The sequence below is a fragment of the Pseudoalteromonas espejiana DSM 9414 genome, assembly GCF_002221525.1.
Classification (GTDB): domain Bacteria; phylum Pseudomonadota; class Gammaproteobacteria; order Enterobacterales; family Alteromonadaceae; genus Pseudoalteromonas; species Pseudoalteromonas espejiana.
The window spans coordinates 174,460-187,086 of the sequence record NZ_CP011028.1; the positions used below are offsets into that span (position 1 = coordinate 174,460).

17 protein-coding genes are annotated in these 12,627 nt (G+C 42.1%); 15 read left to right on the forward strand and 2 right to left on the reverse strand.

Going from position 1 to position 12,627, the window contains the following annotated elements:
• Window positions 1-351: 351 nt before the first annotated feature.
• The 11 genes from rpsJ to rpsQ are packed head-to-tail and all read left to right on the forward strand — an operon-like array spanning window position 352 to window position 5,317.
• Window positions 352-663, forward strand: coding sequence for a 30S ribosomal protein S10 (rpsJ, locus tag PESP_RS00850; protein WP_002957900.1), 312 nt, complete (start codon window positions 352-354; stop codon window positions 661-663).
• 27 nt (window positions 664-690) lie between these two features.
• Window positions 691-1,326 carry a 50S ribosomal protein L3 gene (gene rplC, locus PESP_RS00855; protein WP_089346353.1) on the forward strand — a complete coding sequence of 212 codons (636 nt, stop codon included), beginning with the start codon at window positions 691-693 and terminating at the stop codon, window positions 1,324-1,326.
• Window positions 1,327-1,343: 17 nt separating this feature from the next.
• Window positions 1,344-1,949 (forward strand): 50S ribosomal protein L4, encoded by a 606-nt coding sequence (gene rplD, locus PESP_RS00860; RefSeq protein WP_004588686.1) that lies wholly within the window; start codon window positions 1,344-1,346, stop codon window positions 1,947-1,949.
• Window positions 1,946-2,248: a 50S ribosomal protein L23 gene (rplW, locus tag PESP_RS00865; RefSeq protein ID WP_004588687.1), complete on the forward strand. Its 303-nt coding sequence runs from the start codon at window positions 1,946-1,948 to the stop codon at window positions 2,246-2,248. The genes rplD and rplW overlap by 4 nt, the downstream gene beginning before the upstream one ends.
• 17 nt (window positions 2,249-2,265) lie before the next feature.
• On the forward strand, window positions 2,266-3,090 hold the full coding sequence (rplB, locus tag PESP_RS00870; RefSeq protein WP_089346354.1) for a 50S ribosomal protein L2: 825 nt from the start codon (window positions 2,266-2,268) through the stop codon (window positions 3,088-3,090).
• Window positions 3,091-3,105: 15 nt separating this feature from the next.
• On the forward strand, window positions 3,106-3,384 hold the full coding sequence (gene rpsS / locus PESP_RS00875; protein ID WP_004588689.1) for a 30S ribosomal protein S19: 279 nt from the start codon (window positions 3,106-3,108) through the stop codon (window positions 3,382-3,384).
• A 13-nt stretch (window positions 3,385-3,397) separates the two neighbouring features.
• Window positions 3,398-3,730 carry a 50S ribosomal protein L22 gene (rplV, locus tag PESP_RS00880; RefSeq protein WP_087532558.1) on the forward strand — a complete coding sequence of 111 codons (333 nt, stop codon included), beginning with the start codon at window positions 3,398-3,400 and terminating at the stop codon, window positions 3,728-3,730.
• Window positions 3,731-3,741: 11 nt separating this feature from the next.
• Window positions 3,742-4,443 (forward strand): 30S ribosomal protein S3, encoded by a 702-nt coding sequence (rpsC, locus tag PESP_RS00885; protein WP_004588691.1) that lies wholly within the window; start codon window positions 3,742-3,744, stop codon window positions 4,441-4,443.
• A gap of 12 nt (window positions 4,444-4,455) precedes the next feature.
• Window positions 4,456-4,869 (forward strand): 50S ribosomal protein L16, encoded by a 414-nt coding sequence (gene rplP, locus PESP_RS00890; protein WP_002957890.1) that lies wholly within the window; start codon window positions 4,456-4,458, stop codon window positions 4,867-4,869.
• Window positions 4,869-5,060: a 50S ribosomal protein L29 gene (gene rpmC, locus PESP_RS00895; RefSeq protein ID WP_004588692.1), complete on the forward strand. Its 192-nt coding sequence runs from the start codon at window positions 4,869-4,871 to the stop codon at window positions 5,058-5,060. Before rplP ends, rpmC begins: the two co-directional genes overlap by 1 nt.
• On the forward strand, window positions 5,060-5,317 hold the full coding sequence (gene rpsQ, locus PESP_RS00900) for a 30S ribosomal protein S17 (protein ID WP_006791355.1): 258 nt from the start codon (window positions 5,060-5,062) through the stop codon (window positions 5,315-5,317). Before rpmC ends, rpsQ begins: the two co-directional genes overlap by 1 nt.
• 241 nt (window positions 5,318-5,558) lie before the next feature.
• On the opposite strand, the gene PESP_RS00905 is transcribed toward rpsQ, so the two are convergent.
• On the reverse strand, window positions 5,559-6,011 hold the full coding sequence (locus PESP_RS00905; RefSeq protein ID WP_089346355.1) for a hypothetical protein: 453 nt from the start codon (window positions 6,009-6,011) through the stop codon (window positions 5,559-5,561).
• Between the two features lie 194 nt (window positions 6,012-6,205).
• Between PESP_RS00905 and PESP_RS00910 the strand changes: the two genes are divergently transcribed.
• Both PESP_RS00910 and PESP_RS00915 read left to right on the forward strand, forming a co-directional pair.
• Window positions 6,206-6,361, forward strand: coding sequence for a hypothetical protein (locus PESP_RS00910; RefSeq protein WP_174694365.1), 156 nt, complete (start codon window positions 6,206-6,208; stop codon window positions 6,359-6,361).
• Window positions 6,362-6,463: 102 nt separating this feature from the next.
• Window positions 6,464-7,081, forward strand: a complete 618-nt coding sequence (locus PESP_RS00915; RefSeq protein ID WP_089346356.1) for a hypothetical protein — start codon at window positions 6,464-6,466, stop codon at window positions 7,079-7,081.
• A gap of 8 nt (window positions 7,082-7,089) precedes the next feature.
• Here PESP_RS00915 and PESP_RS00920 read toward each other — a convergent pair whose 3' ends face one another.
• Entirely contained in the window at window positions 7,090-8,721 is a 1,632-nt protein-coding gene (locus PESP_RS00920) for an endonuclease (RefSeq protein ID WP_089346357.1), read from the reverse strand.
• Window positions 8,722-9,026: 305 nt separating this feature from the next.
• On the opposite strand from PESP_RS00920, the gene PESP_RS00925 reads away from it, so the two are divergent.
• Window positions 9,027-10,838 (forward strand): assimilatory sulfite reductase (NADPH) flavoprotein subunit, encoded by a 1,812-nt coding sequence (locus PESP_RS00925; protein WP_089346358.1) that lies wholly within the window; start codon window positions 9,027-9,029, stop codon window positions 10,836-10,838.
• A gap of 60 nt (window positions 10,839-10,898) precedes the next feature.
• Entirely contained in the window at window positions 10,899-12,596 is a 1,698-nt protein-coding gene (gene cysI, locus PESP_RS00930) for an assimilatory sulfite reductase (NADPH) hemoprotein subunit (protein ID WP_089346359.1), read from the forward strand.
• Window positions 12,597-12,627 lie beyond the last annotated feature (31 nt).

The following is a 12,627-nucleotide window of genomic DNA, read 5'->3' on the forward strand; positions in this document are numbered from 1 at the left end:
ATCCTGTAATTTGCGCAACCGATTAAATACTAAGCGTATGACTTTAGTTGGGCTTTGCAGTTCAATTATAGCTATAAATAAAGTATTGCCTGTTATTTAGGCATTGCCCAGCACTTAATTATTTTGCAATTAGTTGTTGCATTTATCACCAACATCACTATAATACGCAGGCTTTCAAAATTCCCCCGGGAACTTGAAAGGATAAATTAAGCTTGGATTTCAAGCTAATAAACAGGAGTTCCGATTTGGAACTCATCGTAGATATAAATCAACAACCGGCATCTTAATTATTAAGATTGTTTCGGTCGTTTTTTTATGCTCTTTAAATGCTCTTTATATTGAGGTTTAAGAATGTCAAATCAACGCATTCGTATTCGCCTAAAAGCTTTTGACCACCGTTTGATTGACCAATCAACGGCGGAAATCGTGGAAACTGCGAAACGCACTGGCGCACAAGTACGTGGTCCAATTCCACTACCTACACGCTTTGAACGTTTTACTGTACTTACATCACCGCACGTTAATAAAGACGCGCGTGATCAGTACGAGATCCGCACCCATAAACGTCTGATCGACATCGTAGAACCAACTGACAAGACTGTAGACGCTCTAATGCGTTTAGACCTTGCTGCTGGTGTTGATGTTCAAATCAGCCTGGGTTAATCGAAAGATTAGAGAGGTTATAGGAAAATGGCATTAGGTCTAGTCGGTCGTAAAGTGGGTATGACACGTATCTTCACTGAAGATGGTGTATCTATCCCTGTGACAGTTATTGAAGCGACTCCTAACCGCATTGCTCAGATCAAATCTGACGCAACAGACGGTTATAACGCGCTTCAAGTAACCGCAGGCACTAAAAAAGCAAGCCGTGTAAACAAAGCAGCAGCGGGTCATTTCGCTAAAGCTGGTGTTGAAGCGGGTCGCGGTCTGTGGGAATTCCGCCTAAATGGTGGTGAAGGCGATTTTGAAGTAGGCGCAGAGCTTACTGTTGAATTATTCAACGAAATCAACAAAGTTGACGTAACCGGTACTTCTAAAGGTAAAGGTTTCCAAGGTGGTGTTAAGCGCTGGAATTTCAGCATGCAAGACGCTACACATGGTAACTCTCTATCTCACCGTGCTCCTGGTTCAATCGGTCAAAACCAATCACCTGGTAAGGTGTTTAAAGGTAAGAAAATGGCCGGTCAAATGGGTAATGAGCAAGTAACAACTCAGAACCTTGAACTAGTTCGCGTTGACGCTGAGCGTAATTTGCTTTTAGTTAAAGGTGCAGTACCTGGCGCTATCGGCGGTGACGTTATCGTTAAACCAGCTGTTAAAGCATAAGTCCTGGAGATTTAGTGATGGAATTAGCAATTAAAGACGCTTCTGGCGCTCTTGAAGTTTCTGAAGCTACTTTTGGACGTGAGTTTAACGAAGCATTAGTACATCAAGTAGTTGTTGCATACGCAGCAGGTGCTCGTCAAGGTACTCGTGCTCAGAAGACACGTTCTGAAGTAAGCGGTGGTGGTAAAAAACCATGGGCTCAAAAAGGTACTGGCCGTGCACGTGCTGGTACAATCCGTAGTCCAATTTGGCGTTCAGGTGGCGTTAGCTTCGCAGCTAAACCACAAGACCACAGCCAAAAAGTAAACCGTAAAATGTACCGCGGTGCGATCAAAAGCATCTTATCTGAATTAGTTCGTCAAGAGCGTTTAATCGTTGTTGAAAGCTTTGGTTTAGAAGCACCAAAAACTAAAGAACTAGTTTCTAAGCTTAAAGAACTTGAGCTTAAAGATGTTCTTATCGTGACTGAAGAAGTAGATGAAAATCTTTTCTTATCGGCACGTAACCTGTACAAGGTTGACACACGTGATGTAGCTGGTATCGACCCTGTAAGCTTAATTGCTTTCGATAAGGTACTAATTACAGCTGCTGCTGTTAAGCAACTTGAGGAGGCGCTAGCATGATCCGTGAAGAACGTCTTTTAAAAGTGATCCTTGCTCCACACATCTCTGAAAAAAGCACAATTGCTGCTGAAGAAAACAACACGATTGTTTTTAAAGTAACAAATGACGCAACTAAAGCTGAAATTAAAGCGGCAGTTGAGAAGCTTTTTGAAGTAGAAGTAACTGGTGTTCGCACACTTAACGTTAAGGGTAAAACAAAACGTACTGGCATGCGTTTCGGTCGTCGTAGCGACTGGAAGAAAGCTTACGTTACTCTTAAAGAAGGTAGCGAGCTGGACTTTGTCGGCGGCGCCGAGTAATAAGGGGAGTTAGAATTATGGCACTTCAAAAGTGTAAGCCAACTTCTGCGGGTCGTCGTCACCTAGTTAAAGTGGTTAACCCAGATTTACATAAGGGTAAACCTTACGCTCCACTTTTAGAGAAAAACTCTAAATCTGGTGGTCGTAATAACAACGGTCGTATTACGGTTCGTCACATTGGTGGTGGTCATAAGCATCATTACCGTGTAATCGATTTTAAACGTACTAAAGATGGCATTCCAGCCACTGTTGAGCGTTTAGAATATGATCCAAATCGTAGCGCAAACATCGCTCTTGTATTATATGCAGACGGTGAGCGTCGTTACATTATCGCACCTAAAGGCTTAAAAGCTGGTGATGCAATCCAGTCTGGTGTTGATGCACCAATCAAACCTGGTAATGCATTACCTATGCGCAATATGCCTGTAGGTTCGACTGTTCACAACGTAGAATTAAAACCAGGTAAAGGTGCTCAAATCGCACGTTCTGCTGGTGCATACGTTCAAATCCTTGCTCGTGATGGTCAATATGTAACATTACGTCTTCGTTCAGGCGAAGTTCGTAAAGTACAATCTGATTGTCGTGCGACGCTAGGTGAAGTAGGCAATGCTGAGCATATGCTTCGTTCACTTGGTAAAGCAGGTGCAAATCGCTGGCGTGGTATTCGTCCGACAGTTCGTGGTGTTGCCATGAACCCGGTTGATCACCCACACGGTGGTGGTGAAGGTCGTACATCTGGTGGTCGTCATCCTGTGTCTCCATGGGGTAAACCGACTAAAGGTGCGAAGACGCGTAAGAACAAGCGTACGGATAAATTTATAGTACGTCGTCGTACTAAGTAATATTGAGGAATAGCCATGCCACGCTCTCTCAAGAAGGGTCCTTTTATAGACCTACACTTGCTGAAGAAGGTAGAGAAAGCTTTGGAAAGCGGTGAAAAGAAGCCAATTAAAACTTGGAGCCGTCGTTCAATGATCATACCTAACATGATCGGATTGACCATTGCTGTCCATAATGGTCGCCAGCACGTGCCAGTTTTCGTTTCTGACGAAATGATTGGTCACAAACTAGGTGAATTTGCACCAACTCGCACTTACCGTGGCCATGCTGCGGATAAGAAAGCGAAGAAACGATAAGAGGGGAAGATAAATGCAAGCATTAGCTAAACATAAATTCGCCTCTGGTTCGGCGCAAAAAGCTCGTCTAGTTGCAGACCAAATTCGTGGACTACCTGTAGACCGCGCATTAGAAATCCTGGCGTACAGCCCTAAAAAAGCGGCTGTATTAGTTAAGAAAGTACTTGAGTCTGCTATTGCTAACGCAGAGCATAACGAAGGTGCTGACATTGATGAGCTTCGCGTAAGCACGATTTTTGTGGACGATGGTCCAACAATGAAACGTATTATGCCACGTGCTAAAGGACGCGCAGACCGCATCCTTAAGCGTACAAGCCACATCACTGTTGTGGTTTCAGATAGCTAGGAGTATAAGTAATGGGACAAAAAGTTCATCCTACTGGTATTCGCCTAGGTATATCTAAACCTTGGGTTTCTACCTGGTACGCGAGTTCAAAAGATTTCTCTGATCAGCTTTTTGGCGATCACAAAGTACGTACTTTCCTTACAAAGGAATTAAAAGCGGCTTCTGTGTCTAAAATCGTTATTGAGCGCCCAGCTAAATCTATCCGTGTAACAATTCATACGGCTCGTCCGGGTGTTGTTATCGGTAAAAAAGGCGAAGACGTAGAAAAATTACGTCAAGCGGTAACTAAGATTGCTGGTGTACCTGCTCAGATTAATATTTCTGAAGTACGTAAACCAGAACTTGATGCACAACTAGTAGCAGACGGCATTGCCTCTCAACTAGAGCGTCGTGTTATGTTCCGTCGCGCTATGAAGCGTTCGGTACAAAATGCAATGCGCATCGGTTCTAAAGGGATCAAAGTTGAAGTTAGCGGTCGTCTTGGCGGCGCAGAAATCGCACGTTCAGAATGGTATCGTGAAGGTCGTGTACCTCTACATACTCTTCGTGCTGATATCGACTACGCAACTTCTGAAGCCTTAACCACTTATGGTATCATTGGTGTTAAAGTTTGGATCTTCAAAGGCGAAGTTATTGGTGGTTTACCACTAGTACAAGAGCAAGAGAAGCCAGCTAAACGCGCACCAAAGAAAGCCAAGAAAAGTGCTAAGTAGAGGTAGCGAGTAATGTTACAGCCAAAACGTACAAAATTCCGTAAAATGCACAAAGGCCGCAACCGCGGTTTAGCGCAAAACGGTAACAAAGTAAGCTTCGGTACTTTCGGTTTGAAAGCTACTGGTCGTGGCCGCATGACTGCTCGTCAAATCGAAGCAGCTCGTCGTGCTATGACGCGTCACGTGAAACGTCAAGGTAAAATCTGGATCCGTGTCTTCCCTGACAAGCCGATCACAGAAAAACCTCTTGAAGTTCGTATGGGTAAAGGTAAAGGTTCTGTTGAATATTGGGTTGCTGAAATTCAGCCTGGTAAAGTACTTTACGAAATGGAAGGTGTTTCTGAAGAGCTTGCTCGTGAAGCGTTTGACCTTGCAGCTCGTAAACTGCCATTCAAAACAACTTTCGTAACTCGGACGGTAATGTGATGAAAGCAAGCGAACTAAAAGACAAAAGCGTAGAAGAGCTTAATGCTGAACTTCTAGGACTTCTTCGTGAGCAGTTTAACCTGCGCATGCAAGCAAGCACTGGTCAGTTAGCTCAGACACACACGCTAAGAACAGTACGTCGCGATATCGCGCGTGTAAAAACAATTATTAACCAGAAGGCAGGTCAATAATGAGCGATAAAATTCGTACTCTTCAAGGCCGTGTAGTAAGCGACAAGATGGAAAAATCTTTCACTATCGCTATCGCACGTTACGTGAAGCACCCAATCTATGGGAAATTCATTAAACGTACAACTAAGCTACACGTACATGACGAAAACAACACAGCAAAAGCGGGTGACGTAGTTACTATCCGTGAATGTGCACCAATTTCTAAGAATAAATCTTGGACTTTAGTAGACGTTGTTTCTAGTCCAAAACAAGCTTAATTTTTAATTAAGTTAGTTTTGTAAAAAAAGCCCTGGCATTAGCCGGGGCTTTTTGTTTGCGTTTAAAAAAGCTGTAAGTTTGAAGCTTTCAGTCCTCAGCTGCTCGCAGTGAAGTGAAGCGCCGTAGCTTGGGTTGAGACTTACAAAAACTTAAAAGGAAGAAAGCTGTGAATAAATATAAAAAATAGAACTTTCTTATAAAAGCTACACCCACTGATTTGCATCTACTTTGATTCAACAATTAATCTAAGTAAAAACCAAATTCGTTTCTTATCCTTTGTAAATCACCTTCCACGCTAATTCTCATTTCTTCAAGAGTTAAAGTTTCCTCAACAGCACCTTTAATCGTGAGACCTTTTTCCCTTTTTTTGTATTCAGCAGTTATTTTAGCCAAATTTTTTTGACCTTTATTAGCTATATCAACTACTGAATTTATTCTCTCAAAGTAGCTATCATCAACATCAAGTGTTGATGACTTTACCTTTGCGAAGTGAGCTTCTTGTATTACATCATTCCATAGAGAGTTTATTTGCGCAGATGTAATTCTTATGACCCTTTTGTATTCAATTAGTTGGATTTTTATCGCATGTTGGCGCATCCGCCAGGCAATTCCCGCACTAATAATGGAAACAATCATACTGATTATAGGAATGGCTGACGGTAGTAAATTTGTCAATAAAGAGGGTGTACTCATTAATTATTTCACTTTTAATAAATATATATTTTGAGTTCTAAATTGAGCTTACCACAGTTTAAAATTGATATATTCACAAAAATTTTATCAGCTACTCTCACTAAAATAGTTAATTTTTATCTAGCTATTTTAGTGAGAGTAGCTAGAAGCTAAAAGAGCAGATTGATGGCAAGTGGGAATCTATTTCTTCATTTATGCCACAGATCCCAAACGGTCAAACAGTGTATTTAAGCCGTACTTTTACAGACAAGGTTTGGCTTATTAAAATTACCGGTAAACGATACGAGTCGTTAGAGTTAGGAGAGCAAGCACTGAGTAATACAAGTTGGCAAATACACTTACTTACCTAAAGGCAGTGCACTAGTTTATCGCAATAAAAGTTTCATATTACTTATCTGGTAAATAAAAATAAGCGGGTTAGTATGCTCCAATAAAGGTACATGGAGTGTAGTATGGCTAAGCAGTCAGTTTTAATTATCGGTAATGGCCCTGTAGAAAAAGACTTTAGTGAAACATTAAACAGCTTTGATAGAGTAGTGCGGTTTAATATGTGCGCGAATATGCCTAAGCTTTTAGGCCATAAATGCACAGATTTATGGTTAGTGAGTAAAGGTAAGCAGGGCATAAAGTTTACTGCTGCATTTCCTGCAGTTGATATATATAGAGTGCAAAATGTCATGATCACCGACCCACAACCTAATCGGTTTATGCAATCTTTTTACAGGTTAATTAAACGCAAAGGGAGTATTGATCATGGTGATGAAATTACGCTTAAATACAGCACGTATGCAAATGTAGAGCGAATTACACATAAAGCAAAAGAAGCTTTGCTAAAGCGTTTATATACTTTTGGTAAACCCGTTTTTAGGGCTAAAGCCCCTAGCTCTGGTATGTTAGCGATAGAATACTTTTTACAGCAACAAGCTCAGGTTTATATTGTCGGTTTTGGGTTTAAAGGCTGGAAACGTCACCCGTGGAATTTAGAAAAACGGTATGTAGAGTCACTTATTAAGCAGCATAAAATACAGTTACTAAAAGCCCCAGCATGCGCTGGGGCTAAAGTATTATAAGCGGTTTGCTACCAAATCATCTCTACAAATTCAGGGTGGTCAATATATGGGTTACGATTCCCTTGAAACTCATAAGCGGCTTGGTTGCGGTCAAGCTCCATTTGGCTAACAGGGTCGCCGTTATGCCAGTTAAGTAGCATAGCTACAACCCAGCTCTCAAACACTTGATTGCTTGATCCATTAAGGACTGCATTACTTGCAGTTGTGTTATTTTGCCACGAGCCTATTACGTTTTCGTAGCGAGTTGCCATGTAAAAGTACGCGCGTGCAAAGTCACCTTTAAACTCATTAATTGGCTCAAAAACAGTGCCTGAGTAGTTTAATGCGCTTGTTGCTGTGCCTACTTTGCTTCCGTTAGTTGATGTAAATGATGCACTGGCTACTTCACCAAATGGGTAGTTACTGCGTTTTGAATTTACATAGCCATCGGTAGCGTAGATGTGGTGAACGTCTGAGTTCATAGGCTCGTTTGTACCACCAAACCAACTTTTTGGAAATGAATGTTCGCGATTGTAGCAATCAGCTTCGCTGTTATAAGTACCACACTGATCGCTTACCGCGGTATATGTGTAGCTATCGCTACCATTTGGCTTTTCGCTGTACATATCGAGTATGCTGTTATCGTTTTCATAGTAGTTATCGCGAGCTGATGAATCGTAAAAATTCCAAATTGCCGAGTACCCTTGCGAACTGTGGTTTTTAATAATGTTATAAAGCTCAGTTTTTAACGCATAGCCAGATAAACCCTGGGTGGTCACATAGTAACCTGTTGGTGTCGGGTTAGTACCGCCACCGGTATCACCACCAGAACCATCGCCTAGCTCAAACGTGGTGCTATCAGTACTGTTAAAGCTTGCACCGCTTGCAAGCTCTGTAGAGCCATAAGTTAGGCTATAGCTACCATTGCCAACATTACAGCACATACCATCGCCGTAGCTGTCACTTACAACAAGTGTATATGCGCCATCAGTTAAGCATAGTTGTTCATTGTATTGCGTGTTTGATGCATAACCACTGCCGTTTGCAACACTGCTGCCTTGGCTGTTATTAACCGCCCAGCTGGTTTCGTTCCCGTAGTTATCGGTATTCAGTGTTAAAGTAAGGCTATTGTCGTTACAGGTAGTTGAAGCGCCGCCATCGGTATTAGGTAAAAAGTTATCTACGTAAACGGTTTCATTGCCATCAAAGCCGCTCATATCGTAAAAACGTAAACCCACATTAATTGTTTTGTTACTGCTTGGCGTATAGCTGTGGCTAATAGTTTGCCATTGATTAGTTTGTGCTTGGTTTGAGTAGCCTTGATAGCCGTCTACATACAAGCGTGCTCGTATATTTCCTTCGGTGTGATAAACATCCACAGCAAAGTCATACGTTTTACCTGCCTCTACGCTAACTTGCTGTAGTAAATCTGTATTGCTTTGCGAGCCTGTAGTTACATTAACAGCTGCTGCGCTACTTCCGCTTTTAACTGTACTGGTTGAGCGCGCTAAGCTAATGCCGCTATCAATCGTAGTCCAAGAATCTGGGCTATTACCAGACCACTGCTCAAAGCCGCCATTAGTTACATTTGCAAGTGTAGGTACTGTTGTAAATAACAGAGCTGCACTAAGTATTTTAATTTTATATGTCCCGTGTGACATGGTTGTTCCTTTTTAGTACATTGAGTGAATAACATACACTATCTGTGCAAGGTTACAAATTTGTTAAATATAAAATTAATAAAATGACAATAATTAGGCTTTAAGCTGTTTTTGAAGGTCTTTATATAAATTAATAACTAAATGGAATAACAAAGCAGATTCTATTCTTTTTTTATCACTGCATAGCCCGTTATCCTGCACACTAATAAAACCTCAGCAGAGTTACTCTCGGTGAGGTAAAACTCATTTTGAACAGCGCATAATATGGGCTGTATGTAATTTTCAGGGTTATGGGGAACAGATTCATGTTGTTAGGTCAACTTAACGCAGCGGCAAGCCCGCTATCGCAAGAGCAAGTACAAAAGCTGCAAGGCTTAGTGGCAGAACTTAATCCAATTCAGCAAGCATGGGTAAGTGGCTACTTAGCTGCGAATGCTAATTCTGCTGCTCTTGGTGGGCAAGCGCCAACGACAGCTGCAAGCGATGCTGCACCGCTTACTATTTTATATGGTTCGCAAACCGGTAATGCTAAAGGTGTAGCCACTAAGCTTAAAGAGCAAGCTGAATCGCGCGGTTTGGCTGTAAAACTTGTGAGCATGTCTGACTATAAACCTACGGCCCTGAAAAAAGAAAAGTTTTTAACTGTTGTGGTATCAACTTATGGCGAAGGTGAGCCACCAGAAGATGCAGAAACCCTATATGAATTTTTAACTACTAAAAAAGCACCTAAGCTTGATGGTGTTAAAGTTGCTGTACTGGGCTTGGGTGATTCTAGCTATGAGTTTTTCTGCCAAACAGCAAAAGACTTTGAAGAGCGCCTAAACAAACTAGGAGCCGAAACTATTTTCCAACGTGCTGACCTAGATGTTGATTACGATGACGAAGCGGCTACGTGGATCACTGGTGCGCTAGATGCGTTTGAACCTGATTTAAAAGCACAGCAAGACGCAGCAGGCGGGCAAGTTGTTGCTATGCCATTTGGTGCACCCACAGCAGCGGCTAGCCAGTACACTAAGCAAAACCCATTTGAGGCAGAGCTTGTAACAGTACAAAAAATTACAGGGCGCGACTCTACTAAAGATGTACGCCACGTAGAAATTTCTCTTGAAGGCTCAGACATTACATATACACCGGGCGATTCATTAGGTGTTTACTTTTTAAATGACGAAGTGCGTGTAGATGAGCTACTAGCACACACACAAATCGATTCAAGCAGTACAGTAAAAGTAGGTGACGAATCACTATCAATTCGTGAAGCGTTAATCGAAAAACTTGAGCTTACGCAATCATACCCAGGTTTTGTAGAAAAGTACGCAACCGCTACAGGCACCCCAGAGCTGCTTAAACTTGTTGAAGATAAAGCCGCTATGCGTGAGTACATTGAGCCTCGCCAAATTTTTGATGTGGTTGCACAAAACCCAGCAAAACTCGAAGCGCAAACATTAGTAGATTGCCTACGTAAACTACAGGCGCGTTTATACTCTATAGCCTCTAGCCAAAGCGAAGTGGAAGAAGAAGTACATTTAACAATTGGCTTAGTTGAATTTGAAGCGTTTGGCAGCGAACACTTAGGTGGTTGTTCTGGTTATTTAGCTCGTCGTGCTGAAGAAGGCTGTAAAGTAAAAGTATTTAGTGAGCACAACGATAACTTCCGTTTACCAACAGACGACAATACACCAGTGATTATGGTTGGCCCTGGTACTGGTATTGCGCCGTTCCGCGCCTTTTTACAAGAGCGTGACTCGCGTGAAGCACAAGGTAAAAACTGGCTGTTTTTTGGTAATCCACACTTTACTCAAGACTTCTTATATCAAGTAGAAATGCAAGGGTATTTAAAGTCGGGATTACTGAGCAAAATAGACGTTGCATTTAGCCGCGATCAAGCCGAAAAAGTATACGTACAAGATAAGCTACGCAAAAACTCAAAAGAGATATTTGAGTGGCTAGAAGCCGGTGCTCATTTTTATGTATGTGGCGATGCAAACCGCATGGCAAAAGATGTACACAATGCATTAGTTGATATCATCAGCGAAAACACCGGTAAAAGCTATGAAGACGCAGAGCAGTATTTAAAAGACCTACGTAGCGCAAACCGCTATCAGAAAGACGTGTACTAATCACGTTTCTTATTTTACTAACAGCTAGCAGCCGTCACTGTAACAAATTTAGGATTTAAAATGAGCGAACAAGATAAAAACGTAAAACTTTCTGATAACGAGCGTTTGAAAAGAGAAAGTAACTTTTTACGTGGCACCATAGAACAAGACTTAAAAGATGAAATTACCGGTGGCTTTACAGCCGATAACTTTCAGCTAATTCGTTTTCACGGTATGTACCAGCAAGATGACCGTGATATACGTCCTGAGCGTGCAAAGCAAAAATTAGAGCCATTACACAATGTAATGCTACGTGCCCGTATGCCAGGCGGTATTATTAAGCCTGAGCAATGGCTAGCAATTGATAAATTTGCCGATGAAAAAACAAGCTATGGCAGCATTCGTTTAACTACGCGTCAAACGTTTCAATTTCATGGTGTATTAAAGCCAAATATTAAAGGCATGCACCAAATGCTTAACAGCGTAGGGATTGACTCTATTGCTACAGCAGGTGATGTAAATCGTAACGTACTGTGTACTACCAACCCTGTTGAGTCTGAGCTACACCAAGAAGCTTACGAGTGGGCTGCAAAAATTTCTGAGCATTTACTACCTAAAACGAAAGCGTACGCTGAAATTTGGTTAAATGGCGAAAAGGCAGAAACAACAGAAGAGCCAATTTTAGGTTCTAACTATTTACCGCGTAAGTTTAAAACCACGGTTACCATTCCGCCTAACAACGAAGTAGATGTACACGCAAACGACTTAAATTTTGTAGCTATTGCAGAAAATGGCAAGCTTGTTGGTTTTAACGTACTTGTTGGTGGTGGCCTAGCTATGACCCACGGCGATACGGCGACGTATCCGCGTAAGGCCGATGACTTTGGTTTTATTAGCCTAGAAGACACGCTAAAAATTGCAGAGCACGTTGTATCTGTACAGCGCGATTGGGGTAACCGTTCAAACCGTAAAAATGCAAAAACTAAATACACACTAGACCGCGTGGGTACTGATGTATTTAAAGCAGAAGTAGAAAAACGCGCAGGCGTTAACTTTGCGCCAAGCCGCCCGTACGAGTTTACTCATCGAGGGGATCGTATTGGTTGGGTAGAGGGCATTGATGGTAAGCACCACTTAACGCTATTTATTCAAAGTGGCCGTATTTTAGATTACCCAGATAAGCCACTTAAAACAGGTTGTCGTAAAATTGCCGAGGTTCACCAAGGTGACATGCGCATGACGGCAAACCAAAACTTAATTATTGCCGGTGTACCTGCCGATCAAAAGGCGGTTATTGAAGAAATTGCTCGCAACCACGGTTTAATTGACGACAAAGACACAGAGCAGCGCAAAAACTCAATGGCTTGTGTGGCACTACCAACATGTCCGCTGGCTATGGCTGAAGCTGAGCGTTACTTACCAAGCTTAATTGAAAAAACCGAAGCGCTACTTGCTAAGCATGGCATACCTGATGACAGCATTATTATGCGCGTTGTAGGCTGCCCTAATGGCTGTGGTCGCGCAATGCTTGCAGAAGCCGGTTTAGTCGGTAAAGGCCCTGGTAAATACAACGTTTACTTAGGTGGTAACTTAGAAGGTACGCGCATTCCTAAATTGTACCTAGAAAACGTAGGTGAAGATGTTTACCTAGACGCGTTCGATAAGCTAATTGGCCAGTGGGCAAGTGAGCGAAACGACGGTGAATGTTTTGGTGACTTTGTTATTCGCAAAGGCATTGTTACTGAAGTAAAAGTATCAGTAACCGATTTTCACGCTTAATTAAATACCCGTGCTAAGCGCGGGTGAGGTT

What these genes read in the sequence shown, in the direction of transcription:
- PESP_RS00925 (WP_089346358.1), top strand. Translation starts at nt 9,027, where the DNA reads ATGTTGTTAGGTCAACTTAACGCAGCGGCAAGCCCGCTATCGCAAGAG.
- rpmC (WP_004588692.1), top strand. Translation starts at nt 4,869, where the DNA reads ATGAAAGCAAGCGAACTAAAAGACAAAAGCGTAGAAGAGCTTAATGCT.
- PESP_RS00920 (WP_089346357.1), bottom strand. Translation starts at nt 8,721, where the DNA reads ATGTCACACGGGACATATAAAATTAAAATACTTAGTGCAGCTCTGTTA.
- rplP (WP_002957890.1), top strand. Translation starts at nt 4,456, where the DNA reads ATGTTACAGCCAAAACGTACAAAATTCCGTAAAATGCACAAAGGCCGC.
- rplD (WP_004588686.1), top strand. Translation starts at nt 1,344, where the DNA reads ATGGAATTAGCAATTAAAGACGCTTCTGGCGCTCTTGAAGTTTCTGAA.
- rpsQ (WP_006791355.1), top strand. Translation starts at nt 5,060, where the DNA reads ATGAGCGATAAAATTCGTACTCTTCAAGGCCGTGTAGTAAGCGACAAG.
- rplB (WP_089346354.1), top strand. Translation starts at nt 2,266, where the DNA reads ATGGCACTTCAAAAGTGTAAGCCAACTTCTGCGGGTCGTCGTCACCTA.
- rpsS (WP_004588689.1), top strand. Translation starts at nt 3,106, where the DNA reads ATGCCACGCTCTCTCAAGAAGGGTCCTTTTATAGACCTACACTTGCTG.
- rpsJ (WP_002957900.1), top strand. Translation starts at nt 352, where the DNA reads ATGTCAAATCAACGCATTCGTATTCGCCTAAAAGCTTTTGACCACCGT.
- rplV (WP_087532558.1), top strand. Translation starts at nt 3,398, where the DNA reads ATGCAAGCATTAGCTAAACATAAATTCGCCTCTGGTTCGGCGCAAAAA.
- rpsC (WP_004588691.1), top strand. Translation starts at nt 3,742, where the DNA reads ATGGGACAAAAAGTTCATCCTACTGGTATTCGCCTAGGTATATCTAAA.
- PESP_RS00905 (WP_089346355.1), bottom strand. Translation starts at nt 6,011, where the DNA reads ATGAGTACACCCTCTTTATTGACAAATTTACTACCGTCAGCCATTCCT.
- cysI (WP_089346359.1), top strand. Translation starts at nt 10,899, where the DNA reads ATGAGCGAACAAGATAAAAACGTAAAACTTTCTGATAACGAGCGTTTG.
- rplC (WP_089346353.1), top strand. Translation starts at nt 691, where the DNA reads ATGGCATTAGGTCTAGTCGGTCGTAAAGTGGGTATGACACGTATCTTC.
- PESP_RS00915 (WP_089346356.1), top strand. Translation starts at nt 6,464, where the DNA reads ATGGCTAAGCAGTCAGTTTTAATTATCGGTAATGGCCCTGTAGAAAAA.
- PESP_RS00910 (WP_174694365.1), top strand. Translation starts at nt 6,206, where the DNA reads ATGCCACAGATCCCAAACGGTCAAACAGTGTATTTAAGCCGTACTTTT.
- rplW (WP_004588687.1), top strand. Translation starts at nt 1,946, where the DNA reads ATGATCCGTGAAGAACGTCTTTTAAAAGTGATCCTTGCTCCACACATC.